We start from the raw sequence: 24,460 nt of genomic DNA, 5'->3' as shown, positions 1-24,460 counted from the left end.
TGGCATGGCATCCTTTTAGTGTGCGGGAACTGAATTTAGTTGAGAAATTGTTTCTTTATCACATATGACAAAAAGCTGCGCCTCTTCAGGGATCGTTGTGTCTAGCTTTTGATTTATGTGAAGGTCACCTCGGTCTGCAACTAAAGTTGCTCCCTTATTAAGAAGGTCTTCGAAGGCATCTCGATACGTCTTCCATTCAGGTCGAGTAGGAATTTCATACATTGCTTCCCCGTATTGGATACTCATTAATTCAGAATACATATGTGTGACACCATGTGAAAATAAAGATCTTACAGCAGCATGTGATATCATTTCTTGGGTAGGAATAAACTCATCGACATTGACATGCTCAAATAACCGGATGTGCTTTTGATTAATTACCTCGGCAGTGACGTGAATGGATTTTTGTAATTTTTCTTCTATAGATGTGATTGCCGTTGCTATTAATAACGTTTTCCCGTCAATCAGAACGGGATCTGAGGTTGCATAATTGTCATGGGTGATTTGGTCAGCAAAAATGATGACTCCCATTGCCTTTGGTAAATTTGCAGTAAGGAGGGTTTCTTCATCGGTGGCATCTCCGCGAACATAATAAAGCCGCTTTTGCATCATTGGAGCTTTCTCTAAGTCATCAATGATAACAATTTCTATTTTTTTATCAGATTTTAATATTTCTTCTATGGCTAATTTCGACTTCGTACTCCAACCAATCAAAATAATATGATTTTTACCGGTATATTTCATTTTGCCTCCAACTTTCATTTTATCAATGAGATAAATCGAATTGATGACTTTTCCGATAAGAACACTGACAAGTCCGATTCCAGTAATATACAGGAAGATTGTATACACTTTACCAGAATGGGTAACAGGGGCATAGTCTCCAAATCCTACGGTTGCCAAAGTTGTCAAAACCCAATAAATAGCAGTAATATATGTTTTAAATGTTTTCGGTTCGAGGATGTAAATCCCAAAGGCTGCTATTAATATGTACAAAAAAACAAATGGTATAAAAACTTTGTCTCGAACCTTTATTAAATGATAGAGTAATTTTTTCAACTTCATTCCCATATGTACCCATCCTTATCTATTGCGAGTAAATATGACTTATATTTCCCAAATTTTCTAGTTTAATGAAATGGTATAGAAAAAGGGAGTAAGGTAGTAAAGAACCCCAGTTCCAGCATGGAAAAGGGGTTGGTCATTTATTTGTTTATAAGTTCATCTAAATGTTTTAGAATAGCATCACGATTTCCAGAAATCGTCGTATCCCTGATTTGATCATTTTTTAATTTTTCCAAGGATCTTTCCAATACTTCTTGTTCCCACATTTGCGGAATGACGACGACGCCATCCGCGTCACCGACTACTATATCACCTGGATGAATGGTCATCCCGCCGCATGAGATGGGGATATTTATTTCTCCCACTCCTGCTTTCCCACTCGCTGCAACGGTCGTGCCCTTAGCGAAAACAGGGAGATTCAATGCTTTAACACCGGCAATATCACGTATCACTCCGTCAACCACGAATCCACCGACCCCGAGTGTTTGAGCCATTCCAATCACAAAATCACCAGCAATGGCCCGGTAAAGATCTCCTTTGGCATCGATGACGATGATATCCCCGGGTTTTGACGCACGGATGGCCTTTAAGACAGCAAGATTATCACCGACAGGAATTTTTACCGTTAAAGCCCTTCCTGCAAGCTTATCATCTTCTTTTAGCGGTTTAATTGCAGGGTGCAGGTTATTTAAGCCCTCCATCGCATCAGAAATACAGGTTGTTGGAATGTCTTTAAATTTTTCTATTATTGGGTCCATGAAAATACTCCTCTCATCAATTTATCTCCATACCGCCATTATATCTCCGAATGAGATCAGCTGCCCATTTTTTTCCACAAAAAAAGAAAGTGGCTGAACCACTTTCGAAAGAAGGAAAACTTTTATGGGTTAATACAATATATGTAGGAGCTTGTACGTGCATGTAGTAAACCAGTCCATATTCAAAAAATTTTTGTGAAAAAAAACGCCTATTTTTTTAAAAAGGATTAACAAATTTTTTGAATAAGCCCGATTGAGTTATTTTTCGGTGAGTTCACAAGGGAAGATACTTCGTAAGTCTCCATTAAGGATTCTTCGAATGGGACGAGCAGCTTATTTAAATCCTTGGGATCCGAGACTGTCGGGTCCAGCCAGATTTTTTCATCGTTTGGTTTCAAAATAACTGGCATCCGGTCATGTATATCTTTCATAAGCTCATTGGGTCCAGTTGTGATGACAGAACAAGTATAGAGTGTTTTTCCTTCGGGTGATTTCCAAGCTTCCCATATGCCCGCCATGGCAAACAAATCATCGGACTTAAGTTTAATCCTCATCGGAGTTTTGCTTTTGTCCTCATGTCGTTTCCATTCATAAAAGCTGTCAGCGATAACTAAACAACGCTTTTTTTGGAAGGCTTTACGAAAGCTTGGTTTTTCGGCTAACGTTTCTGCGCGGGCATTAATCATCTTATGGCCAACGGCCTGATCCTTTGCCCAAGGCGGTACAAGGCCCCATTTTAAGAATCCCATCCGATTGGATTTTCCGTCATTAATGACGGCAAGCACAGCCTGAGAGGGAGCAATATTATAACTTGGCTCATAATTTTCTTGATCAATAAAAGCTTGAATATCGAAACGATCGATGATTTCATCGAACGTTGCTGTTAACGTGAACCGGCCGCACATACAATTTTTCACCTCACCAATTAATTATCTCTATTGTAGCAAAAATTTTATCCAACTCCGAATCTAGGTAGGTGCTTTTAAAAGATAAAAAAGAAGGCCGCTAATTTAAATAGCGGTCTCCTGTTGAAATCAATGGGATCTCCGAGCGAAATCCACAAAGCGAAACTTATCAGGGCGATGCCTTGATTCAGTGTATTGAAAAAGGGTAGCATCATCTAAATAAACATAGTTTTTGATGACGACAATATTGTGAAAGCCTTCAAGGTCCAAGAGGGAACGATCCTCGAGTGAAGGCTCCTCGACGACAATTTCCTTTTTGGCAAAGCTAATGGTCAGGTTTAATTCATGTTCAATATATTGATATATGGAATCCGCACAAATTTCTTCAGTAAGGTTAGGAACATATTTTTTTGCTAAGAAATCTTTATCCAAGATGATTTTCTCCCCGCCCATTTCTCTGGTGCGAATCACTTTCCAAACAAGGTCTTTACTTCCCAGCTGAAGCTGCTGCCTGATAATACCATCGGGCTTGACTAACTCCAATTCGTTAACGATCGTTTTGGGTTTTTTGCCCATTTTATTGGCAAGTTCTTTAAAGCTTACTAACCCTGAAACAGGAAAATCAAATTTGCTAATGTCGATTACAATCGAACCTTTTCCTCTAACTTTTTGGATATAGCCATTTTGTGAAAGCAAATTTAACGCCTTTCTGATGGTCTCTCTTGATGTAGCGAATTGGTCCTTTAATTCGTTCTCAGAGGGGAGCAGCGTTTGGGGCGGTATCTCTCCGCTTTTAATTTGCTCGACAATGGTGTTATAGATTGTTAGGTATTTGTTCGTCATAGTGACATCTCCGTTCATCGTTTCAGGTAGTACACCAACGACTCATATGGCCGCAATGAGATTTCCTGGCCAAGTGGAGCCGAATCCTCATAATTAGAGAGTAACATCTTACTATCATACCCATCAAGATGTAAATGAAGAGGGAGGACAAAGGTATGCTCCTTACCATAAAAATTGTTGATGACAAGTATTTTGTCAGATCCACTTGTTCTAAGATAGGCAAATACAGTATCATCCTGATTGGAAATAGGCTGATAGTCTCCATCTGTAATCACTTCATATTCTTTTCGTAATTGAATCAGTTTTTGATAGTGGTAAAAGATAGAGCTTGAATCGTAAAGCGCCTTTTCAGCATTAATTTCCCGATAATTACGTGCTGTTTGAATCCATGGAGTCCCCGTTGTGAACCCTGCGTTTTCATTGCCATTCCACTGGACAGGTGTTCGTGAATTGTCCCTAGATTTTTGGTTTAAGATCTCGATTATTTCCTGCTCGTCCATACCAGCATTTTTCTTAATGTTAAAGATATTTAAGGATTCTACATCCCGATATTCATTGATTGAGTTGAAGCGTGGATTGGTCATTCCAATTTCTTCACCTTGATAAATATAAGGAGTTCCTTGCAGAAGATGTAGGGCGGTTGCGAGCATTTTAGCCGACTCTTGATGAAAGTTTTGATCATCACCGAAACGAGAAACAACCCGTGGTTGGTCATGATTACACCAGAAGAGGGCGTTCCATCCGCCGCCATCATACATCCCCACCTGCCAGTTGGATAAAATCTCTTTTAAGGAAAGAAAGTCAAAGTCCGCTTTTGTCCATTTATCACCATTTGGATAATCGACCTTCAAATGATGGAAGCTAAAGGTCATGTTTAATTCCTCCTGGGCTGGGTTCGTGTACTTAATGCAGTTCTCAATTGAAGTGGACGACATTTCACCGACAGTCATAATATCGTATTTCGAAAAAACTTGTTCGTTCATTTCATGTAAGAATTGATGTATTTTTGGTCCATCTGTATAGAATTTACGGCCATCACTGCTATCCTGAGGGAAATTTTGGTCTTTAGAAATTAAATTGATAACATCCAGACGGAAGCCATCGACACCTTTTTTTAGCCAAAAGTGCATCATTTCGTAAAGTGCGGCACGAACCTTTTCATTTTCCCAGTTAAGGTCTGCTTGGGTTACATCAAATAAATGGAGGTAGTACTGTTCCGTATTCTCGTCATATTCCCAAGCCGAACCACCAAATTTAGATTCCCAGTTTGTCGGCGCTTTCCCGTTTTTGCCGTCCTTCCAGATATAGAAATCACGGTATGGATTATCTTTCGAGCTTCTTGCTTGTTTAAACCACTCATGCTCTGTTGATGTGTGATTAATAACAATATCCATAATAATTTTTAAGCCGCGTTTGTGGGCTTCTGCTAACAACCTGTTAAAGTCCTCCATGGTACCATATTCTTCATGAATGGCGTAATAATCGCTTATATCATAACCATTATCCCGTTGTGGAGATTTATAGATGGGAGTAAGCCAAAGGACTTCTACACCGAGTTCTTTTAGATAGTCTAATTTTTCAATGATGCCTTGGATATCACCGGTACCATTCCCGGTCGTATCATTAAAGCTTTTTGGATAGATTTGATAGACGACTGCTTTTTTCCACCATGCTGTTGTCATTTTCAACACCTGCCTAGTTAAAATAAGTATTTAATGAGGAAAAGGAGGGAGTATGGCTCCCTCCAAACTATTTGATTTTGCGATTATTTTTTAAAAGAAAATTTCTTCATCCGTGTTTTAGCAAAGACAATCGTTAGCATGAATGGAACAACAATTGCTACCACCATGGCGACCGCAAACATTGTCATATGCTGCCCCTGGATAGAAAGGAATCCAGGAATACCGCCAACACCAATTGAGTTAGCCATAACGTGGCTGCCAACGGAGACAACCCCTGCAAACATTGAACCAATCATTGCCGCAAGGAATGGGAAGCCGTACTTTAAGTTAATCCCAAACATTGCTGGCTCGGTTACACCAAGGTAACAAGAGATAGCAGCTGGAATCGAAACTTGTTTTTCTTCTTCATTTTTACGATTGATGTAGATCATGGCAAGTACTGCAGAACCTTGAGCAATATTAGATAGAGCAATCATTGGCCATAGGTTTGTTCCGCCAAGTTCACTCATTAATTGTAAGTCAATTGCATTGGTCATGTGGTGCAACCCAGTGATAACAAGTGGGGCATAAGCAAATCCGAAGATTGCCGCAAAAATCCAGCCAAAGGCAGATGTTAAGCTAGAGTACACAACATGAGAAATACCAGAACCGATGCTCCAGCCGATAGGGCCTAATACTGTGTGAGCGATTAATACAGTTGGAATTAAAGCTAAGAATGGAACGACAATCATGGAAATTGAATTTGGAACAATTTTACGTAATCTAGTTTCTAAGAAGGCAAGTAATAATCCGGCTAAAATGGCAGGGATAACTTGTGCTTGGTAACCAATCATTTCAATTTTTGCAAAACCGAAATCCCAAACAGGAATATCTTTTGCACCTGCTACGGCATAGGCATTAAGCAATTGCGGAGATACGAGTGTAATACCAAGGACGATACCAAGAATTTGTGAACCACCCATTTTTTTCGTAACGGACCAAGTTATACCGACTGGAAGGAAGTGGAATACCGCTTCACCAATCAACCAAAGGAAGGAGTGGACTCCTGCCCAAAATTGAGATACTTCTATAATTGACTTTGTTCCATCTTCCAGTAATTTGATATCACCAATGATGTTTCTAAAGCCAAGGATTAAACCACCAACAACAAGTGCTGGAATTAATGGGGTAAAGATTTCTGCAAGGTGGGCCATCATGCGTTGCAGCCAATTCATATTTTGTTGTGCTGCTACTTTTGCTTCCTCTTTAGATGTGCCATCCACACCAGCCATTTTGACAAATTCATTATAAAAGCTAGGTACTTCGTTCCCAATGATGACCTGAAATTGCCCAGCCTGGGTAAATGTACCTTTTACAAGTTTAATGGATTCAATTTCTTCTACATTTGCTTTGCTTGGATCGTTTAAAACAAAGCGCATTCTGGTAACACAATGGGTAACGGCAGCAATGTTCTCTTTACCGCCAATGTGTTTTAAGAGATCCTTTGAAGGATCTGTGTAGTTCGTCATTTTTCTTTCCCCCTGTTTTATGGGTATATCCCCATTTTTTATCTTCTATTTTTTTATCACTCTATATACAGGCTATGGGTGCGGTTTCATAAACATCCGCAACTTGTATATACAAGTATTGATTACGTTTTCAATTCTAACTTGTATATACAGGTATGTCAACAATGAATTATTAAGTTTTTCTGAAGGGGGGAAGATATTTTTTTTCGAAAAAAATAAAAACGGGCCCTGTATTGGAATACAGAGCCCGTCATATTTCTATACTAACTACCTGTGGACCAGATAATGCAGTTGAACAAATTGACCATATCGTTTTTGTTCCATTAATTCTAATTTTATTTCAGGGTTGTTTTGATTAAAGAGGGGAATCCCTTTTCCTAAAATAATGGGCGAGAGGCTTATGATAAATTCATCGACAAGCTTTTCTTTTATGTATTGTTTAAATAATTCAGCACCGCCCACAAGCCAGATGTTCGAACCGTCCTGATTTTTTAACTTTTGAACGAAGCCAGCTATGTCTTCTGAGACGTATTCTACTTGTGGTCCTAGGTCTTGTCTGTTTTCTTGGCGGGAAAATATATAGGTTTTTTGATCGGCATGTGGATATTCCTCGACTATTGCCATTAAGTAATCATATGTCCCTCGCCCCATGACAATAGTGTCAATCGTTTGGTAAAATTGTGTAAAGCCATTGTCACCTTCACCTTCAATGGCAAACAACCAATCTAAACTTCCGTTTTCCCTAGCGATAAAGCCATCTAAACTAGTGGCAATGAATAATACCACTTTTCGAAAAGAATCCATAAATGTTCACACCTTTAGTTTTTTAGGTACAGACAATTATCGTATTACTCCTATACCAAAGCGAAGTTTGTTTGTAGAAATTATTTACAAATTGCTGTGTCTTTCGAACCACTTTTTCGCTTTAAAGCAATAATGGTTGATTGAATTTTTAGAAAATGGTAAGATGTAATTGTTTAAATTCTTCTGAGTTTAGACCTCCTAATTAGGGACTTGGCATAGACCACCAAGTTCTCATTTTAACCTTTGAATTTAATTCAAAGGTTCTTTTTTTTATAAAAATCATGATTCATGGGTAATTTGGTAATAAAAGAAAGGCGTAGGAGGCAAATTGCCCTTGGAATTTAAAACATTAAATCAATGGGATGCCCGATTATGGAACGAACAGGTAGGTCCTATTTACCACAAAGCTTTCGATGGAAAGGGAGCAAAGCCGGAGAAAATCATTCGCAACATGTTCCGGAAACAACTTTGTTACTTACATATTGGGATTGTAGAGAGCCATGTAGTGGCCATGGGGTTAACAGGTAAACTCGAAGGAACCGATGCTTTAATCATAGATTATCTTACCGTCGCATCAAAATGGCAGCATCGCGGAATTGGATTGAAAATGATGAACTATATCTCAGATTGGGCGCTGACCAAATTAAGAGTGAAAAGTCTAGTGATTGAAGTAGAATCTGCAGATACACCTGAAACACTGGCAAGAAATCAATTTTGGGAAAAGTGCGGATTTACAATGACTGACTACATCCACGATTACATATGGGTTCCTGAATCCTATCGAGCGATGTATGTAACATTGGTGCCTGACACCAATTTACCTAAACACGGTGAAGAACTCTTCAAGTATATTGAAAGGTTCCATAAGGCGTCATATCAGGGGGCGTAAACGGGAATGAAAAAATAATTCTATAAAAAGCAGGTCTTTTTGTGGGATATGTTGTAAATAAATATTGAGGTTTTCAACGAAAGGGAAGTTATAAATGAAGGGGCAAGCGACACCATATTTAATGTTCGATGGTAAGGCGAAAGAGGCCTTACATTTTTATAGAGAAGTGTTCGGAGGAGAGATATCCAATCTCCAAACCTATGGTGAGGCGGATTATCCTACACCGCCAGAAGCACATGACCGTATTATCCATGCACAATTTAGAAGTGGTGATTTATTTTTAATGGTTTCAGATGCATTTCCAGGGAGTACTGTTGTGGAAGGGGAATTTGAAAGTGAGGAAGAGATCCAAAAAATTTATGATTCACTACGACAAAGCGGGAACGTTTTCATGGAACTGCAGGATACCTTTTGGGGGGCAAAATACGGGAAAGTCAAAGATGCATATGGCGTAATATGGGACTTAAATTATACAAAATCTTCATAAAGCTAAGGGAAAGGAGGCTGGAATTATCCGGCCTCCTCTTTTATATAGGCTATTTTCACATAGATTGTTGTTTTTCGTATAAGTTCATCAACCCCGTTTAACTAGATAGCTTCGTGGCATCTTTTCGTAAGAATATTTGCGAAAATTGCCTAGAAACTAAGTAAATGACCCTTTTAAAGCTCCAAAAGCAACAAAGTTTACGAAAAGAGCCTTTACATATAAAGTCCTGCCAAGAAAATTCCCAGTGATTTTTTATAAATATCATCAAACATTGATAACGGAAGGGGATTAATTCCACGGCCGAGCTCAATTGTGAAGCCTGTTCGCTGCCAATCTTGAATAAACCAGTCCTTGAAACCTGCATAGCTTTCAAGAGTTTTAACCGGTTCATATCCACTGACACGGCAAAATTCTTTTACTATCTCTTCTGATTCAGCAGGCTCGAGATTTTCAAATCCCCAATAGATGACCTCACCTTGTGTATGGAAGGCCAGCACCCTTGCAAAATCACGTTCCTTTGTCAGTTTCGCCATAGCAATGGCTTCTGGCTCTAATAAGGGTTTTTCCCCCACATAGTCTCTCGGGCCAGGCTCATTTGGGTTTCGTGCCTTCTCTAATTCCCATCTAGCCGGGAATTGGTCATTTAGATCGACACCTCTAATATTTGCTTTCCATTCCGTAAAGTCTGTACTTCCTTTATTTAAATCAACCACTTTTCTTTGCCAGTTTTCATTTTCAGGTGGACCATTTAATACGAGGTCAACTCCATCAGGATTAACCATTGGGACGATCGACAATGTACTTTGTTGATACAGAGGAAATGATTGAAGACCTCTGATCGGATAGTGATTAGTTAGCGATAATAAATAATCATTCAAAAAAGTCATAATCACCAACGACGTAATCCACTCATTGGCATGGAAGGAACCATTATAATGAACCCTTTTTTCACCTGTTCCTAACCTGATTTCAGAAATTTCGTTTCCTAGAACGGTCTTACCTATAGTGGATACTTGCAAAAATGGATATGCCTCTTTTAATCGGTTCATATCATTCAGCAGTTTGCTGTAATCATATTTTTGGCCACTTTCCACTAACCTCCCGGTAATCCGTGTTGGAACCGTAACCGTTTGCCCTTGTGTGAGATTTGATGCATCTAACTCGGGATTAACCAACTCCACTGCTTCAAGTGGAAGATTCATGTTTTGTGCAATGCTCCAAAAAGTGTCTCCGGGACGTATCTGATGTTCGTTGGCAACAAAACCAGGTATCTGTACCTGTTGGCCGACAGAAAGATTATTTGGATCAATCGTTGGGTTGGAATCATTCAATAGCTGTAAATTAACATGAAACATCTGGCTGTAACGCCATAATGAATCACCTTGTCTAACAACAATCTCCATTTAGACCCTCCTGCATAAAAAATAGTATTAATAATATCTATGCTATCCGGAATAAATTATTTGTTAGATTTATGGTGTCAGGCACCATTCCACGTTTGCTTTGAAATTGGTAATGGTTTGATTCTCACCTTAGTCTAAAAATCTTTGCTTCCATTCTGGCAAAGGGAGCATACAGCTTTCTTCTTTTCCAAACCATTTATATCGATTTTTTGCAACAATATCGTAAAGGAAATCTCTGATAAATGAAGGTAGGAACCGGAAAATCGAAAATATCCGCCACACTGTGCCTAGTTTACTGCAAACGCGAAGGGCAGCACTTGATTTAAGATAGACCTTGTCATTTTCAATTAGGACGAAACTGTTTAAATCATTGTTCAAGCCATGCTTCTTTAAAAGTGTCTGACCGGTTTGGCTTTGCAGTGAAGCAAACTTAAAATAGCCAGCCGAGTCTCTTTTAATAATGAATTGCACACTTGAATTGCAGAGATTACATACGCCATCAAACAGGATGATACGATCCACAGTTTCACCACCTTTATCTCTAAGTATGTTGTATTTAGTTTAGCATAATATCCTGCTGGGACACTTTTGTTCCTACTTTAAATCCCGAATTTTTTAAAATATTCTTGCTACAGAGGAAATCCATCATATATATTGGAAAAGAGAACTATTATTCAAGTATTTTCCATTGTAGAGAGATAGGAGGGGGCTGGAGGAATGGGCTTTAATGATGGGTTTGAGATGTTTGATTTAATGTTTACAATTATCCCTATTTTTTTTGTAATTATCGCGGGGATCATTCTATTTGTGATTATTAAGGGGATTAAAACGTGGAGTCATAATAATAAACAACCACGCTTAAAAGTGGTGGCTGTAGTTGTATCCAAAAGACTTGAAGTGAGTGGCGGAGGGGAAGACCATTACATGGTACTATGTCACATTTCAAGTTGAAAGCGGTGACCGGATGGAATTCAGCGTGGGCGGTCGCGAGTATGGACTCCTGGCAGAAGGCGATATCGGCGAGGTTGAATTCCAGGGCACAAGATACCATGGATTCACACGAAAACAAGCAGGGGCATAAGAAACAGTTAAAAACAAAAAGAGAAACCCAATACAAAGGTTTCTCCATTTTTTAGACGTAGTGTCCACTGGATACGGACAAATTGTTAGGAGTGTCCACGAATAGTGCCTGACACCATGAATGACACCATGAATAACTTCAAGAATGTCACACAGAAGTAAAGTGACCCCGATAGAAGAAAATTAATTCCTAGACAAAATTACTGAGGAAATTTGGAAATTCCATTTATTTTCACCATTTTTATGGTATTATGTAGTGTGGTCGGCAATTTTCAAGTTAGAAATCTATAAAGTTATTAATTTATTAAAGGAGGGATCTTACTTGAAAAATTTAATGAAAAAAGCTCCCTACTTATTATTCCTGCTGGTCATACCAGTTCTGGCCAAAATTTATGAGTTATTAAATTCACGTTCACATAGATCGATTGATATTAGTACTTCCTTCGACCAGGCGATTCCGTTTTTGTCGGTTTTTATCATTCCCTACATCCTCTGGTATGCGTATATCTTTTGTTATCTTGTATACTTTTGTTTTAAGGACACAAAAGTATACCTGAAGACGTTAATTTTAATTGTTGTGGGAGAGTTAATTTGTTTTATTATTTATTTCTTCTTCCAAACAACAGTTCCAAGACCAACTATTGTAGGGGATAATTTCTTTAATAATCTAGTTCAATTTATTTACGCAAATGATCGTCCGTTTAATTGTTTCCCAAGTATCCATGTGCTTACCACATTTACAATAATGCTTGCTTCACTTCATATTAAAAACAAGCATATTATTAACCATTTATGTATCCATATTATTGGGACATTAATCATTATTTCAACGCTATTTGTCAAGCAGCATGTCATTTTCGATATGATTGGATCCATGTTCCTTGTCACATTCCTTTATGGAATTGCATTTGAACTATTGTCATTCAACCAAAAACCAGAAACAGCTCTCGTGAAAGAAAAATAGCTTCAGAATGAAATAAGGTAATAGTTTCCTTGCTAATAAAAAGAGTGTCTCTAGACACTCTGTTTTTTTTTGCAAGAAAAAGCTTGTTTACTAATAATCCATTATAAAAATTAACTTAACGAATTAAGTCATATGAATTGTTTTAATATGTTGAAGATTAATAAAGACCGGATCACCTTTTGCACCAGTCAATTCGACAAAATTATCCTTTATCCCCTTTACTTTCCCAATTACATTTTCGTTCTCACCGATATTAAAGACGATCAATTCTCCACTGAGCTTTTCAATTTGAACTTCAAACGATCTGGCAAAGGTTATATTGCTTGGATTTACTGGCAGATTTTCGTTACTTAGGCCGTATGGACGTTGATTATTTGTGTATGGTATTAACCATTTTAAATGGTTAAGGGAAATAAACATGGTTTTGTAGATAGGGGAGTAGAAAACAAAATAATTATTCATAATGCTAATGATATAGCCATGTAATGCTTGATTACTTGTCACATATATTTCTGAAAAAATACCTTTAGCTGCTGTCAGTGTTTTTCTTAATGAGATTTCTTCGTTATTATTATAAATCGGTGTTGGTTCTTCATTAAGGGAAATACCATCGAACTCATTAATTTCATCTTGTTTTAAATAACGCCAATTTTGGCAATGTATAGCAGGGATGTAAAGGTAATCATATCCATTAAAAACTACCCATAAATCGCTGCCTACATCAATCAGTAATCCACTAATAAATTTCTTTCCCGAAATCTCCAGTTTGATATATTTTCCGATATTATCTTTCAACTTCATTTACTCACTTCCTTTCCTAGGATTCCCATTTACAAATAGAGAAGGGCTGATATCACTAACTACTTATAACAGGTATACATGATCAGAACTGCCCAGCTCATATTTGTATGGTTTTGGGGGGCTTTAACAGGGGCAATATGAGGGAATGGCATTATATAAATTTTCACAATTAGGTTAAGATTTCATTAATTACAATCTTGAAGTTCTATTGTTTCTGTTTGGCCATCCGGAAAACGGGAAAGCTATTTTGTTTTCTTGATTAACTGGTTCTCCGGTAAAACGAAGAACTCTTTGCTCTTTCTCCTTTTGTTTCCATACATTCTGATCGTTGTTAGTAGTGTTTATTTCATTTGTTTTATTATTTTCTGTTTTCCTTGTTGCTTGGTTTTGTGTAGGTGCTGATTTAAATACTTTCACTGCTTCTTCTTGCGTTTTTGTTGATTTTGCTTCTTTCTGTTGAATTTTATAAGGCGGGGCTGGCGGATTATCTGTTTTTGAAATAGAAACTGCTTCTTTTACTTGTTTCATTTCTATCGATTGCTCGCTTGATTTTGATCTGGTCGACATATCTTCTTCAGACTTTTTCATTTCAGTGGAATTTTTGGCTGTGTCCTTTTCTTCTGTTTGAGATTTCTTAATCCTTAAGTTATTAGAAGCAAAATCATCCTTTGTTTGAACCAGAGTTGATTCAATTTTTATTGGTTGTGCCCAAACCAATGTATTGTTAGGTTCAACTATTACTTCCTTAATGGCCTCTTCTTTTTTCATAGCAGATTTATCTTTACTAGTCGTATTTTTTTGTTTCTTTTCAGAACTATTGCTGAACTCTTTTGATCCTGCCTTTGCTTTCTTATCTTTTTTGGAATCATCTTTATCACCAGAAGAGGATGAATGATTCTTTGAGTTCTTTTTATCACCAGAAGAAGATGAATGATTCTTTGAGCTCTTTTTATCACCGGAAGAGGATGAATGATTCTTTGAGTTCTTTTTATCACCGGAAGAAGATGAATGATTCTTTGAGCTCTTTTTATCACCGGAAGAAGATGAATGATTCTTTGAGCTCTTTTTATCACCGGAAGAAGATGAATGATTCTTTGAGCTTTTTTTATCACCGGAAGAAGATGAATGATTCTTTGAGCTTTTTTTATCACCGGAAGAGGATGAATGATTCTTTGAGCTCTTTTTATCACCGGAAGAAGATGAATGATTCTTTGAGCTCTTTTTATCACCGGAAGAAGATGAATGATTCTTTGAGCTCTTTTTATCACCGGAAGAAGATGAATTACCCTTTGAGTCATCTTTATCACCGGAAGAAGATGAATTACCCTTTGAGTCATCTTTATCACCGGAAGAAGATGATGAGGTCTTTGCAGTTTCTTCTTCTATAGACCCTTTGAGAATGTTGGACACATGAGTTAATTTAATTAAGATTCGTTCATCCCCGTTAATTAAGGTAGCAAAGTCTGTATCAATTTCGCTTAAAACGCCGGTAAATCTTTGTTTATTGATAGTCAATATCGTTACCCAAGTATGTTGAAAGGAATGGAGTAAATCTGTTAAACTCTGTGTTTTTTGAAATTTTACCGTCGTTTTCTCAGGTTGAAACTCTCTTGTATTTTTAGTGATTGCTTGGATTTTATCAATGTTATAATAAAAAATGTATTTATTTTCGGTTTCCAGCACTACATGGTCTGCTTCTACACCGATAAGTTTTCCTTTAAATACGTCTTCACCTACATATAGATTTACACTAAAGCCTTTTAATAAATCCAATGCAGCTGAAAATTTATCTAAACCCATGTTTAATCCTCCTTAAGAGATAATGGGTCGCTTCTCTAGTGGAGAAGCGACAATATTTTTATTACTTATCCTTGTTATTGCTGCTTTTGTTACTGTTGCTGCTCTTGTTACTGTTGCTGTTCTTGTTACTGTTGCTGTTCTTGTTACTGCTACTGCTCTTGTTACTGCTGCTTTTGTTATCATCGTCCTTATCGCCTTTGTCATTACCATTAGACTCATTGGAATTATCAACTTTCAGTCCGTAGCTTATGTTTCGAATGTGATGCATCGAGACACGGACAACTTCTTCTTTAAGAATCAGTGAAGCAAAATGTTTGTTTACATCGCTTAGTACGCCTTCAAATGATTCAGGACCGCCACGATTAATTTTCACCCATTGAAATCTTATTTTTCCTAAAAGCTTCTGAAAGGTGTCTGCCTTTTTAAAGTCAAGCTTATTTGGGACCTTCAATCCAAACTTCATATCATCTTTTGAACTTTCTGTGATACTTCTGACATGAGTTGTCTTATAATATACGACTCCATCGTGTTCAGTTAAAATGGCAAAGAAGTCTTCAAATACTGCCAGTAATTTTCCACTTCTTGATTCTGGTCCTCCCCGGTCAACCCTAATTATTTTGCCGACAAATTGTTCCATCATTTCTCTCTCCATAAAAGAAATATCCTCCTTTAAATTAAATAAACATTTACACTGCATCTATATGTATCACGGGGTGATGTTGTACTAATAAAGGAGCCTTTTTTTACTGATTTGGGAAAAAATAGGCAAAAAAAAAGTATATGATTGAAATTCATATACTTTTTACCTTTATAAAAGATGTTAATTCTTTCTTAAGAAAAGCATTTCTTTTTTTAATAAAGTTAAAATAAACCTTTTTTTCTAGCTCTAAGGTTTCAGCTGTAGAGTTAATATATGGATCTAGACTCATGTGTGGTTTTAACGAATCAAATAGTTCATCAATAATAGGTTTTTGGACTTCTAGAGTAAAGTCATTTTCTAAAATACTTGTGAGGATTTCATTATATAGGTTTCTAAAGTGTGGAAAGTGGAAAAGTCTAGCGGAAAGTGTGTTGAAGCCAGTCAATGGAACATAGTCATAATCAAGCTTCCTGCCATGAAGGTTTCTTCCCCAGGTGCCATCATAATCCCAAGGAGTAATCTCATATAGTCCAGTTTTACTATTTTTATACAATGCATAATTATGGATAAAACCATCATAATTCTGAACACATACCGCGCTTGATACCCATTTTAAGTATTTTTCAACATCCAATACTTGTGGGATTTCTTTTGCAAAATCTTCATTACTTAGAGCATTAATCATTGCAATGAATCTTTTTAAATCAACCATATCTTCTTGATCACCATATTTTAAAGTGTATCCTTGGTCCAAACGTTTTTTTAATTCTTTTTTCTTAGTTATTAAGGAGAAATTTGCTCGATTATTGGTTGCATAAATAATGGCTCCATCCGGCAATTTTCTTTTTTTAAGGAGAAATTGATCAAAAGATTCAATTTCTAAATAAATGCCCTTATTTTTTCCATTAATATATAACAGAACATGCTGGGAGTGTGGAGAAATAACCCCAATTCGATCAAAGAAATCAAGCGATAATTTATTTCTACTTAATGATACGTCTGAAAATTCTGCATTTAGGTGGATTTCATGAGCTCCATTGACCTTGTAAGGTTTTTGAAAAACAATGCGATAGGATTTTTTTTTCTTATCCCTTATCACATTACCTCGATAGGCTATTTTAATACTAATTCGATCCTCACCTATCCTTAATACGGCAGGTACTAATTCATCATTCCAAATGTCGTTATCCAATTTTCTTAACCACTTCGGATTAATTATAATTTCGTATTTTAACACTTGAATTCTCCTAAATAATATTTTTTCTAGATATATGCATTCGCTTGGGTTGATGTGTGTAAAAATTCTAAAAAATATGGATTAAAAATATATGATTGTCTATGGCAAATAGATAAAATCATCATAAATTGAAATAGAAAAGAAAAAATTGTTAAGAAAGTGGTGGAAAGATGGTACTAAAGCTTGATATTGAACATTTACTTTCACAAGCTAAAGAAAATGGAGTAGTTGGATTTTTAGATAATAATCCTGTAGGTAAAAAGGAAGGTAACAATAATTCAAGTTCAGAAAGTACTGGATCTACTGGTAGTGGAACTAACGGTAGCTCCAGTAGTGGACATAGCAGCTCTGGCAGCGGCAGCAGCGGCAAAAAACCAAAAGGGCCTAAGGGAAGCAGTGGCAGCTCCGGAAGCTCAGGTAGCGGAAGTTCAGGTAGCGGCAGCTCTGGAAGTTCTGGCAGTAGCACATGCGGCACTTGTGGATGCAGCACAGGAAGCGGTAGCTCAGGTAGCGGTAGCTCTGGCTGCGGTAGCTCAAGTAGCGGCAGCTCGGGTAGCACAGGCAGCGGCAGCTCCGGAAGTTCAGGTAGCGGCAGCTCGGGTAGCACAGGCAGCGGCAGCTCCGGAAGTTCAGGTAGCAGTAGCTCTGGAAGCTCAGGCAGCGGCAGCTCCGGAAGCTCAGGCAGCTCCGGAAGCTCAGGCAGCTCCGGAAGCTCTGGCAGTTCAGGAAGCGGTAGCTCAGGCAGCGGAAGCACTGGTAGTGGCAGCTCCGGAAGCTCTGGCAGTGGCAAAAAACCAAAAGGGCCTAAAGGGCCAAAAGGGCCTAAAGGGAAAAAAGGCAGCTCTGGTAGCTCAGGCAGTGGCAGCTCCGGTAGCTCCGGAAGCTCAGGCAGCGGCAGCTCCGGAAGTTCAGGCAGCGGCAGCTCCGGAAGCTCAGGCAGCGGCAGCTCCGGAAGCTCAGGCAGCGGCAGCTCCGGAAGCTCAGGTAGCGGCAGCTCCGGAAGCTCAGGCAGCGGCAGCTCCGGAAGCTCAGGCAGCGGCAGCTCCGGAAGCTCAGGCAGCGGCAGCTCCGGAAGCTCAGGCAGCGGCAGCAGCGGCAGCAGCGGCAGCAGCGGTAGCAGCGGCAGCAGCGGTAGCAGTGGCAGCAGCGGTAGCAGTGGCAGCAGCGGTAGCAGCGGTAGCAGCGGCAGCAGCGGCAGCAGCGGCAGCAAAGGTAGCAGCGGCAGCAGCGGTAGCAGCGGCAGCAGCGGTAGCAGTGGCAGCAGCGGTAGCAGTGGCAGCAAAGGTAGCAGTGGAAGTAGTGGTAGCGGCAAAAAACCAAAAGGTCCAAAAGGTCCAAAAGGCCCTAAAGGAAAAAAAGGTAGTAGCGGCAGCAGCGGTAGTTCTGGAAGCGGCAGCAGTGGCAGTTCTGGAAGTCACGGCAGCAAAAGCAGTGGCAGCACTGGAAGTCACGGCAGCAAAAGCAGTGGCAGCACTGGAAGTCACGGCAGCAAAAGCAGTGGCAGCACTGGAAGTCACGGAAGCAAAAGCAGTGGCAGCACTGGAAGTCACGGAAGCTCAGGCAGCGGCAGTTCTGGAAGTCACGGAAGTTCAGGCAGCAGTTCTGGAAGTCATGGAAGTTCAGGCAGCAGTTCTGGAAGTCATGGAAGTTCAGGCAGCAGTTCTGGAAGTCACGGAAGTTCAGGCAGCAGCTCTGGAAGTCACGGAAGTTCAGGCAGCAGCTCTGGAAGTCACGGAAGCAAAAGCAGCGGCAGCTCAGGCAGCGGCAGCTCTGGCAGCTCTGGCAGTTCCGGAAGTTCTGGAAGTGGAAGCAGCGGCAGTCACGGTAGCAGAGGTCCAAAAGGCCCTAAAGGTCCAAAAGGTAAAAAAAGGTAAAAGCATTAAAAGTAGCAACCGATACTTTTTTAAGTATCGGTTTTTTGTTCATTTTTTTGTACATAGACCTAGAAAAAGCATTTAAGACATTCGTCTATAAATAAAAAAATAGGTAATAAACCAGTTAGCTTTTTGAAAATATTTCTAGTTACATGCTGATTTATCAAATTACGAGACATTCGTTTAGAACAAGCCTCCACAGTGGGACGTACTATGAAGCAAAGGACAAGAATAAATAAACAGAAAATCAAGAGGGAAACTTAACTGAAGGGAGTAAATAACTTTTATGTATCATCAAACGACGGTAATTATCACCATCTTTGCTTTTATTCTAACAATGGTCCTCATCTTTATCCGTCCAAAAAATATGAACGAAGCAATCCCGGCTACATTGGGGGCCATTCTCGTCTTTATAAGTGGAAGCGTTTCGATCGGGGATCTACTTAACATAAGTTCAAAGGTTACAGGGGCAGCCATTACCATCATAGCCACAATCGTTATGGCTATCGTGCTCGAAAGTTTTGGCTTTTTTAGTTGGACAGCTGCTGTCATGTTAAAGATCTCAAAAGGGTCTGGTGTTCGATTATTTTGGAATACCCTAGTACTCTGCTTTTTAATGACGCTATTTTTTAATAACGATGGAAGTATTCTAATTACAACACCGATCTTGATTTTAATCTTAAATAATCTGAAGTTGAAAAATCGACAAAAGATTCCATTTTTATTAAGTGGTGCCTTAATAGCGACTGCCTCAAGTGCTCCAATAGGTGTTAGTAATATTGTAAATCTAATTGCCTTAAAAATTATTGGTATGGATTTGTATCTTCAAACGGAAATGATGTTTGTTCCAGGGGTTCTAGGATTACTATTTTTATCCTATTTACTATTCCTGGTATTCAAGAAAAATATCCCAAACGAAATCCGCTTCCACTCCTACTCGATCCCACTGCAAAAACACCGCCCTTACCATCCACTACAACTAGAATCCGAAACTTTATTTAATCAACAAAAGAAACTCATGATCAGTATGCTTATCTTCGTATTCCTTGTAAGGATTAGTCTTTTCGTCGCTTCCTATATCGGTATCTCCGTCTCTTTAGTTGCTGTATGTGGTTCTTTTATCCTGTTGATGTGGAGATGGATTTACTTAAAAGTAAATCCAAAAGACGTGGTCGGAAAAATTCCTTGGCATATCTTAATATTCGCCTTTAGTATGTATGTCATCATCTATGGTTTACACAATATTGGATTATCGCAACTCCTCTTAACCTATCTAAAACCAATCGTAAACGATAGTTTGCTTCATGCTAGTTTAACCATGGGTGTGATCACTGCCTTTCTATCCAATATCTTTAACAATCATCCTGCGTTAATGATATCAACTTTGGCCCTGACGGATATGGGACTCGATCCCCTATTAACAAAAACAGTTTACTTATCAAACATCATAGGCAGTGACGTAGGCTCGCTAATCCTCCCAATTGGGACGCTTGCAACATTACTTTGGATGCATATATTAAAGACGAATAATATTAAAATAACTTGGTTGGAATATATAAAAGTTACCATAGTTGTCATTCCGGCGACACTAATTTTCACCCTGATATGCTTATACTTATGGCTATTGCTTGTTTTTGCTGGATGACACTAAATAAGGACTCATCACTTGATGGGTCCTTTATTTAATGACGATTTGAACCACTTTCCGAACAAATGGAAAGAGAACGCAACCTAGATAAACTCACAACAAGTTCAAGAGTAAATCATCAATATCCAAGCTCCCACGATGGGAAACAAATTGCAAAACTTCGATACATGCTATCATCAGGAAAGCGCAAAATAATGTCTTCCATTGAGTAAAATCTTTAAGTTTTAAGAATAGGCCGTAGGGAATGAACAAACCAATGTTAGCAGCAAGGTTATAAAAAGCGATTAACCAGTTCACTTTTCCTGATAAATAAAATGTAACAGTGGAAAAGGGAACAAGATTTATGGAGTCATAGCTTTGATCATTCGGCCGAAAAAATAATAAAATAACGAGTGCCACGGTGTAGAGAGTCAGCAAACCCAAAAATAATCGATAGGGGAGATAAATCGTTTCCTTTCTAATTAGTAAGACGAAAAAACTGACTAGCCCGATCATACATAACAGGACAACTCCCAGAACGATTGGGTGTAAATACGAAACTAATCGAATAAATACGGGGGACAAAACAAGAAAGATTCCAAATGATATCAATATTGCAGTAAGTAAAGATTTTTTCACTTATTGGATCCTTTTAGATAATATTCAACCATCATTTCTTCAGGGACCATACTTCCGCCAGTTGCCCAAATTATATGGGCTGCATGGCTCATTTTTTTCGATAAATCATGTTTCTCTATATAATTCATTCCCTTACCGTATAAGAACATGGGACCCATCATACCTGCTAGCGCAGAAGGCTCTAGATAAATATCTTCAGTATCAACAAGGTCCTTAAGGTGTTTGTATAAATGTTCATCACTAATTGTATAACTGCCACTTAGAAATGGTTCGATTATTTTCCCGACAAATCCAGAGGGTCTGCCGACAGCAAGGCCATCCGCATCCGTTAGATTATCAATCCCAATATCTTGAACGGAAATTTGATCATGCAACCCGGTCATTAATCCGAGTAACATACAGGGTGAGTGGGTTGGTTCTGCGAAAAAACAATGGACATTATCTTTAAACAGTTGCTTTAAACCAAAGGCAACTCCACCTGGACCGCCGCCAACTCCGCATGGCAGGTATACAAATAATGGGTGATGTTCATCGACTTGGATTTCTAACTCGTCTAACTGCTTCTTCAACCGAGCGGCCGCAACTGCGTATCCTAAAAATAAATCATGGGAATTTTCATCATCGACGAAATAACAGCGAGGATCTGCTGCGGCTTGGATTCGCCCTTCCTCAACAGCTTTACTGTAATCCGCCTTATATTCCATGACCTGCACATTTTTGCTACGAAGTAAGTCTTTTTTCCATTGTTTTGCGTCCGCAGACATATGTACTGTAACCTTAAATCCTAATTTGGCACTGATGATCCCAATACTTAGACCTAAATTTCCAGTTGAACCTACGGCAATCGAGTACTGTGAAAAGAAGGATCGGAATTTTTCATCCGCCAATATGGAATAATCATCTTGAATGGTTAACATGTGATGTGATAGTGCCAAGTCTTCTGCATGTTTAAGGATTTCATAAATTCCACCTCTGGCTTTAATCGATCCAGAAATCGGCAGGTGGCTATCACACTTTAATAATAATTCACCTAAAAGTGGTTGACTTAAATTGTCCGTCACTTTTTGCTGCATGGATGGTATTTTTACTAATGGCGATTCAATCAACCCATTGGCTGCTTTTGTTTCCGGGAAAACCAATGCAAGATAGGGAGCAAACCGTTTTAACCTTTCCTCCGCATCCTTAATATCCGCAGCAGTAAGGGGTGATGTTTCAATTGCTTGTTTGGCGCTTACCAAATTTGGATTCACCCAAAATACTTCATCAAAAGATTTTAGTTTTTCTAACAATGGAAAAGGGTTATTCTTAAGCCATGTTTGTATTTCCAGACCATTCATTTTATTCATTGGAATCCCCTGTCGTTTGAAATTATTTTAAATAGCAGATTTATTTTAACATATCACTTATCTCAATAATGCTAATTTGTTAAACTAATAATTAGGAAGCCCGTCATATTTATAAGAAACAGGGTTCGAACTTGTCCATGATGAGAACCATCCTAGTTTTGGCCACGATATAATCGGTGAGACCTGGAAATTGTAAATAAAATAAAAAATAGATAGTAGTTGTCTTTAACACTTATTTGCCTTTTGAATATTATTTAAATAAAAGGCATGTGAGGGACATGTATTTAGTTGGCTTTTACTCTCCAAAGGCAAAATCAGGTGTAACTGAATTGGCTTTATCCATTTTTAATTGGCTTAAATTAAATACAAATTTAGCTGCAGCATTTATTTCGTACGGGTCCTTAGAAAAAGAAGAGACTTCTCCTGAGCTTATCCACGAATTTTCAAATTTGTCTTTAACCGAACAAAAACGAAAAATAAAGATAATGAAGAATGATTACGATATCATTATTTATGATGCATCCAGTCAACTCTCAGAAGGAGTATTGAAACTTTTACCATATGTTGACCGATTATTTGTAGTAGGGGAAGAACATACCGATTTTGCGGTTAAACTGCAAAAGATTATTCAATTTGATAAAATCTTTGATAAAAGCGTCAAAAATTTTATTACCAATATTCGTGGCAGTAAAACGTATATTATTCGTGAAAATAAAGAAGATCGTGTGATTGGCTTTAACTATTCTAAAAGTGAAACCAATAATATTGGGCAAATGGTTTACACCGATTATGTAACCCGTTATATAGAAGAAAAATTTATCGAAAAAAATATTAGGATATTTAAGAAGATTTTACGTATCCCCAAGCAAGACCTGTATAAAGGTTTACATCAATTAGGGATTGATTTTGAAAAAGCACTCCTGTTTCATGAATATGTATTCTTGCGTGAAGCATTAGGTCAGGATTACCAAGAAGCACTTGAAAACCTCTTTCCACATTTAATCAATTCCACCTACAAAGAAATTTTTGAAAAGTTTCAAAACGAAGTTAATTTTATTAAGAAGGTAAAATTATTATAATTCAGAAACAGAGTGGCCATAAGCACTCTGTTTTTTTGTTTTTTTCTCCATTTCAATTTGTTATGCTTGGATTTTACCTAAGGATAAATGTACAATCTAATAGGTGTACGTTATTTAGATAATAATTATAGGTGGGAAAAAGAATGATTGCAAAAACAGAAGAAGATTTTAATGGACTGAAAGAAATTGGCAGGATCGTTGCTGCGATTCGTGATGAATTAGTGCAAAGAGCGGTACCAGGGATTACCACAAAAGAACTTGATCATATAGCAGCAGAGTTATTTGAGAAGGAAGGAGCCATTTCAGCTCCAAAAGGTGAATACGATTTTCCAGGGTATACGTGTATTAGTGTGAACGAAGAAGTAGCTCATGGAATCCCGAGTGATCGAGTAATTAAAGAAGGGGACCTTGTTAATATTGATGTTTCTGGTTCCAAGAATGGTTATTTTGCTGATACAGGCATCTCGATTGTTGTCGGAGAAGGTGAAGAAATTTTAACCAAAATTTGCGATGTGGCTAAGGAAGCCTTTGAAGCTGGCCTGAAAAAAGCGAAACCTGGCTCCAAAATAAATGGAATGGGTAAAGTCGTACACCAAACGGCAAGAAATCATGGACTAACGGTGATTAAAAATCTTACAGGACACGGAATTGGACGAACCATCCACGAACAACCTGAATATATTTATAATTATAATGAAACTTCTGACTATGGATTGTTAAAGGAAGGGATGGTTATTGCCTTTGAACCATTCATTTCAACTCATGACGAAGAAGTCTTTCAACTTGAAGATGGCTGGACGTTTGTTACTGAAAGAAGTTTTGTGGCTCAATACGAACATACAATGATTATCACGAAAGACGGACCGGTCATCTTAACACGCTAATCCTAAGAGAATATAGAGCTAACTTTATTTGCTCTATATTCTTTTTATTTTGATAAAAAAACTAAACCTCCTGTCAAACCGTTACGTTGACTGTACGGTTTAAATTATGATATAGTAATAGTATTATTTAATTGGGAAGGGGTGA

General features: G+C 38.2%; 24 protein-coding genes. 9 read left to right on the top strand and 15 right to left on the bottom strand.

The window, feature by feature from the left end; translation table 11 throughout:
- Positions 1-15: 15 nt before the first annotated feature.
- The 7 genes from KW850_RS15100 to KW850_RS15070 all read right to left on the bottom strand — a co-directional run bounded on the left by KW850_RS15100 (position 16) and on the right by KW850_RS15070 (position 7,565).
- Positions 16-1,071: an ion channel gene (locus KW850_RS15100; protein ID WP_218348403.1), complete on the bottom strand. Its 1,056-nt coding sequence runs from the start codon at positions 1,069-1,071 to the stop codon at positions 16-18.
- 134 nt (positions 1,072-1,205) lie between these two features.
- Complete coding sequence (locus KW850_RS15095; protein ID WP_218348402.1) at positions 1,206-1,823, bottom strand: RraA family protein; 618 nt, start codon at positions 1,821-1,823, stop codon at positions 1,206-1,208.
- Between the two features lie 227 nt (positions 1,824-2,050).
- Positions 2,051-2,728, bottom strand: coding sequence for an SOS response-associated peptidase (locus KW850_RS15090; protein ID WP_218348401.1), 678 nt, complete (start codon positions 2,726-2,728; stop codon positions 2,051-2,053).
- A gap of 129 nt (positions 2,729-2,857) precedes the next feature.
- On the bottom strand, positions 2,858-3,571 hold the full coding sequence (gene treR, locus KW850_RS15085) for a trehalose operon repressor (protein WP_218348400.1): 714 nt from the start codon (positions 3,569-3,571) through the stop codon (positions 2,858-2,860).
- Positions 3,572-3,585: 14 nt separating this feature from the next.
- Positions 3,586-5,253 (bottom strand): alpha,alpha-phosphotrehalase, encoded by a 1,668-nt coding sequence (treC, locus tag KW850_RS15080; protein WP_218348399.1) that lies wholly within the window; start codon positions 5,251-5,253, stop codon positions 3,586-3,588.
- An 83-nt stretch (positions 5,254-5,336) separates the two neighbouring features.
- Positions 5,337-6,761 (bottom strand): PTS system trehalose-specific EIIBC component, encoded by a 1,425-nt coding sequence (gene treP / locus KW850_RS15075; protein ID WP_218348398.1) that lies wholly within the window; start codon positions 6,759-6,761, stop codon positions 5,337-5,339.
- Between the two features lie 267 nt (positions 6,762-7,028).
- A complete protein-coding gene (locus KW850_RS15070; protein ID WP_218348397.1) occupies positions 7,029-7,565 on the bottom strand; it encodes a dihydrofolate reductase family protein in 537 nt (178 codons plus the stop codon).
- A 334-nt stretch (positions 7,566-7,899) separates the two neighbouring features.
- Between KW850_RS15070 and KW850_RS15065 the strand changes: the two genes are divergently transcribed.
- Positions 7,900-8,454: a GNAT family N-acetyltransferase gene (locus KW850_RS15065; RefSeq protein ID WP_218348396.1), complete on the top strand. Its 555-nt coding sequence runs from the start codon at positions 7,900-7,902 to the stop codon at positions 8,452-8,454.
- A gap of 94 nt (positions 8,455-8,548) precedes the next feature.
- A complete protein-coding gene (locus tag KW850_RS15060; RefSeq protein WP_218348395.1) occupies positions 8,549-8,941 on the top strand; it encodes a VOC family protein in 393 nt (130 codons plus the stop codon).
- A 212-nt stretch (positions 8,942-9,153) separates the two neighbouring features.
- Here KW850_RS15060 and KW850_RS15055 read toward each other — a convergent pair whose 3' ends face one another.
- Positions 9,154-10,344 (bottom strand): M14 family metallopeptidase, encoded by a 1,191-nt coding sequence (locus tag KW850_RS15055; RefSeq protein ID WP_218348394.1) that lies wholly within the window; start codon positions 10,342-10,344, stop codon positions 9,154-9,156.
- 129 nt (positions 10,345-10,473) lie between these two features.
- Positions 10,474-10,866, bottom strand: coding sequence for a thiol-disulfide oxidoreductase DCC family protein (locus tag KW850_RS15050; RefSeq protein ID WP_218348393.1), 393 nt, complete (start codon positions 10,864-10,866; stop codon positions 10,474-10,476).
- 195 nt (positions 10,867-11,061) lie between these two features.
- On the opposite strand from KW850_RS15050, the gene KW850_RS34060 reads away from it, so the two are divergent.
- From KW850_RS34060 to KW850_RS15040, 3 genes are all read left to right on the top strand, one after another.
- Positions 11,062-11,295, top strand: coding sequence for a DUF2500 family protein (locus KW850_RS34060; protein WP_308128808.1), 234 nt, complete (start codon positions 11,062-11,064; stop codon positions 11,293-11,295).
- Between the two features lie 13 nt (positions 11,296-11,308).
- On the top strand, positions 11,309-11,425 hold the full coding sequence (locus tag KW850_RS34055) for a DUF2500 family protein (protein ID WP_308128807.1): 117 nt from the start codon (positions 11,309-11,311) through the stop codon (positions 11,423-11,425).
- 321 nt (positions 11,426-11,746) lie between these two features.
- On the top strand, positions 11,747-12,388 hold the full coding sequence (locus tag KW850_RS15040) for a phosphatase PAP2 family protein (protein ID WP_218348392.1): 642 nt from the start codon (positions 11,747-11,749) through the stop codon (positions 12,386-12,388).
- A gap of 123 nt (positions 12,389-12,511) precedes the next feature.
- Here the strand turns inward: KW850_RS15040 and KW850_RS15035 are convergent, their stop codons facing one another.
- From KW850_RS15035 to KW850_RS15020, 4 genes are all read right to left on the bottom strand, one after another.
- Entirely contained in the window at positions 12,512-13,189 is a 678-nt protein-coding gene (locus KW850_RS15035; RefSeq protein WP_218348391.1) for a DUF2642 domain-containing protein, read from the bottom strand.
- 189 nt (positions 13,190-13,378) lie between these two features.
- The gene (locus tag KW850_RS15030; RefSeq protein ID WP_218348390.1) at positions 13,379-14,989 is read right to left on the bottom strand and encodes a hypothetical protein; all 1,611 of its coding nucleotides are present in this window, start codon (positions 14,987-14,989) and stop codon (positions 13,379-13,381) included.
- Between the two features lie 61 nt (positions 14,990-15,050).
- The gene (locus tag KW850_RS15025) at positions 15,051-15,641 is read right to left on the bottom strand and encodes a hypothetical protein (protein ID WP_218348389.1); all 591 of its coding nucleotides are present in this window, start codon (positions 15,639-15,641) and stop codon (positions 15,051-15,053) included.
- Between the two features lie 139 nt (positions 15,642-15,780).
- Positions 15,781-16,866, bottom strand: coding sequence for a CotH kinase family protein (locus KW850_RS15020; protein ID WP_218348388.1), 1,086 nt, complete (start codon positions 16,864-16,866; stop codon positions 15,781-15,783).
- Positions 16,867-17,175: 309 nt separating this feature from the next.
- Here KW850_RS15020 and KW850_RS15015 point away from each other — a divergent pair, with 309 nt between their 5' ends.
- Both KW850_RS15015 and KW850_RS15010 read left to right on the top strand, forming a co-directional pair.
- On the top strand, positions 17,176-18,825 hold the full coding sequence (locus KW850_RS15015; protein ID WP_218348387.1) for a hypothetical protein: 1,650 nt from the start codon (positions 17,176-17,178) through the stop codon (positions 18,823-18,825).
- 201 nt (positions 18,826-19,026) lie between these two features.
- Complete coding sequence (locus KW850_RS15010) at positions 19,027-20,385, top strand: arsenic transporter (RefSeq protein WP_218348386.1); 1,359 nt, start codon at positions 19,027-19,029, stop codon at positions 20,383-20,385.
- 96 nt (positions 20,386-20,481) lie between these two features.
- Here KW850_RS15010 and KW850_RS15005 read toward each other — a convergent pair whose 3' ends face one another.
- Both KW850_RS15005 and KW850_RS15000 read right to left on the bottom strand, forming a co-directional pair.
- Positions 20,482-21,006 carry a VanZ family protein gene (locus KW850_RS15005; RefSeq protein WP_218348385.1) on the bottom strand — a complete coding sequence of 175 codons (525 nt, stop codon included), beginning with the start codon at positions 21,004-21,006 and terminating at the stop codon, positions 20,482-20,484.
- Entirely contained in the window at positions 21,003-22,352 is a 1,350-nt protein-coding gene (locus tag KW850_RS15000; protein WP_218348384.1) for a D-serine ammonia-lyase, read from the bottom strand. The genes KW850_RS15005 and KW850_RS15000 overlap by 4 nt, the downstream gene beginning before the upstream one ends.
- Positions 22,353-22,681: 329 nt before the next feature.
- On the opposite strand from KW850_RS15000, the gene KW850_RS14995 reads away from it, so the two are divergent.
- Together KW850_RS14995 and map are read left to right on the top strand one after the other, a co-directional pair.
- Positions 22,682-23,431, top strand: coding sequence for a hypothetical protein (locus KW850_RS14995; RefSeq protein WP_218348383.1), 750 nt, complete (start codon positions 22,682-22,684; stop codon positions 23,429-23,431).
- Positions 23,432-23,574: 143 nt separating this feature from the next.
- Positions 23,575-24,315 carry a type I methionyl aminopeptidase gene (gene map, locus KW850_RS14990; RefSeq protein ID WP_218348382.1) on the top strand — a complete coding sequence of 247 codons (741 nt, stop codon included), beginning with the start codon at positions 23,575-23,577 and terminating at the stop codon, positions 24,313-24,315.
- The last annotated feature ends 145 nt before the right edge of the window (positions 24,316-24,460 follow it).

The sequence above is a fragment of the Bacillus sp. sid0103 genome (assembly GCF_019219025.1).
This window is presented reverse-complemented; position numbering and strand designations above follow the sequence as displayed.

Bases quoted from the DNA above. Each gene is read 5' to 3' on its own strand.
- KW850_RS15035 (WP_218348391.1), bottom strand. From the start codon at position 13,189: ATGAAGTTGAAAGATAATATCGGAAAATATATCAAACTGGAGATTTCG.
- KW850_RS15000 (WP_218348384.1), bottom strand. From the start codon at position 22,352: ATGAATAAAATGAATGGTCTGGAAATACAAACATGGCTTAAGAATAAC.
- KW850_RS15060 (WP_218348395.1), top strand. From the start codon at position 8,549: ATGAAGGGGCAAGCGACACCATATTTAATGTTCGATGGTAAGGCGAAA.
- KW850_RS15025 (WP_218348389.1), bottom strand. From the start codon at position 15,641: ATGGAGAGAGAAATGATGGAACAATTTGTCGGCAAAATAATTAGGGTT.
- treC (WP_218348399.1), bottom strand. From the start codon at position 5,253: ATGACAACAGCATGGTGGAAAAAAGCAGTCGTCTATCAAATCTATCCA.
- KW850_RS15100 (WP_218348403.1), bottom strand. From the start codon at position 1,071: ATGGGAATGAAGTTGAAAAAATTACTCTATCATTTAATAAAGGTTCGA.
- KW850_RS15055 (WP_218348394.1), bottom strand. From the start codon at position 10,344: ATGGAGATTGTTGTTAGACAAGGTGATTCATTATGGCGTTACAGCCAG.
- map (WP_218348382.1), top strand. From the start codon at position 23,575: ATGATTGCAAAAACAGAAGAAGATTTTAATGGACTGAAAGAAATTGGC.
- KW850_RS15070 (WP_218348397.1), bottom strand. From the start codon at position 7,565: ATGGATTCTTTTCGAAAAGTGGTATTATTCATTGCCACTAGTTTAGAT.
- treR (WP_218348400.1), bottom strand. From the start codon at position 3,571: ATGACGAACAAATACCTAACAATCTATAACACCATTGTCGAGCAAATT.
- KW850_RS15010 (WP_218348386.1), top strand. From the start codon at position 19,027: ATGTATCATCAAACGACGGTAATTATCACCATCTTTGCTTTTATTCTA.
- KW850_RS34055 (WP_308128807.1), top strand. From the start codon at position 11,309: ATGGAATTCAGCGTGGGCGGTCGCGAGTATGGACTCCTGGCAGAAGGC.
- KW850_RS15030 (WP_218348390.1), bottom strand. From the start codon at position 14,989: ATGGGTTTAGATAAATTTTCAGCTGCATTGGATTTATTAAAAGGCTTT.
- KW850_RS15090 (WP_218348401.1), bottom strand. From the start codon at position 2,728: ATGTGCGGCCGGTTCACGTTAACAGCAACGTTCGATGAAATCATCGAT.
- KW850_RS15095 (WP_218348402.1), bottom strand. From the start codon at position 1,823: ATGGACCCAATAATAGAAAAATTTAAAGACATTCCAACAACCTGTATT.
- treP (WP_218348398.1), bottom strand. From the start codon at position 6,761: ATGACGAACTACACAGATCCTTCAAAGGATCTCTTAAAACACATTGGC.
- KW850_RS34060 (WP_308128808.1), top strand. From the start codon at position 11,062: ATGGGCTTTAATGATGGGTTTGAGATGTTTGATTTAATGTTTACAATT.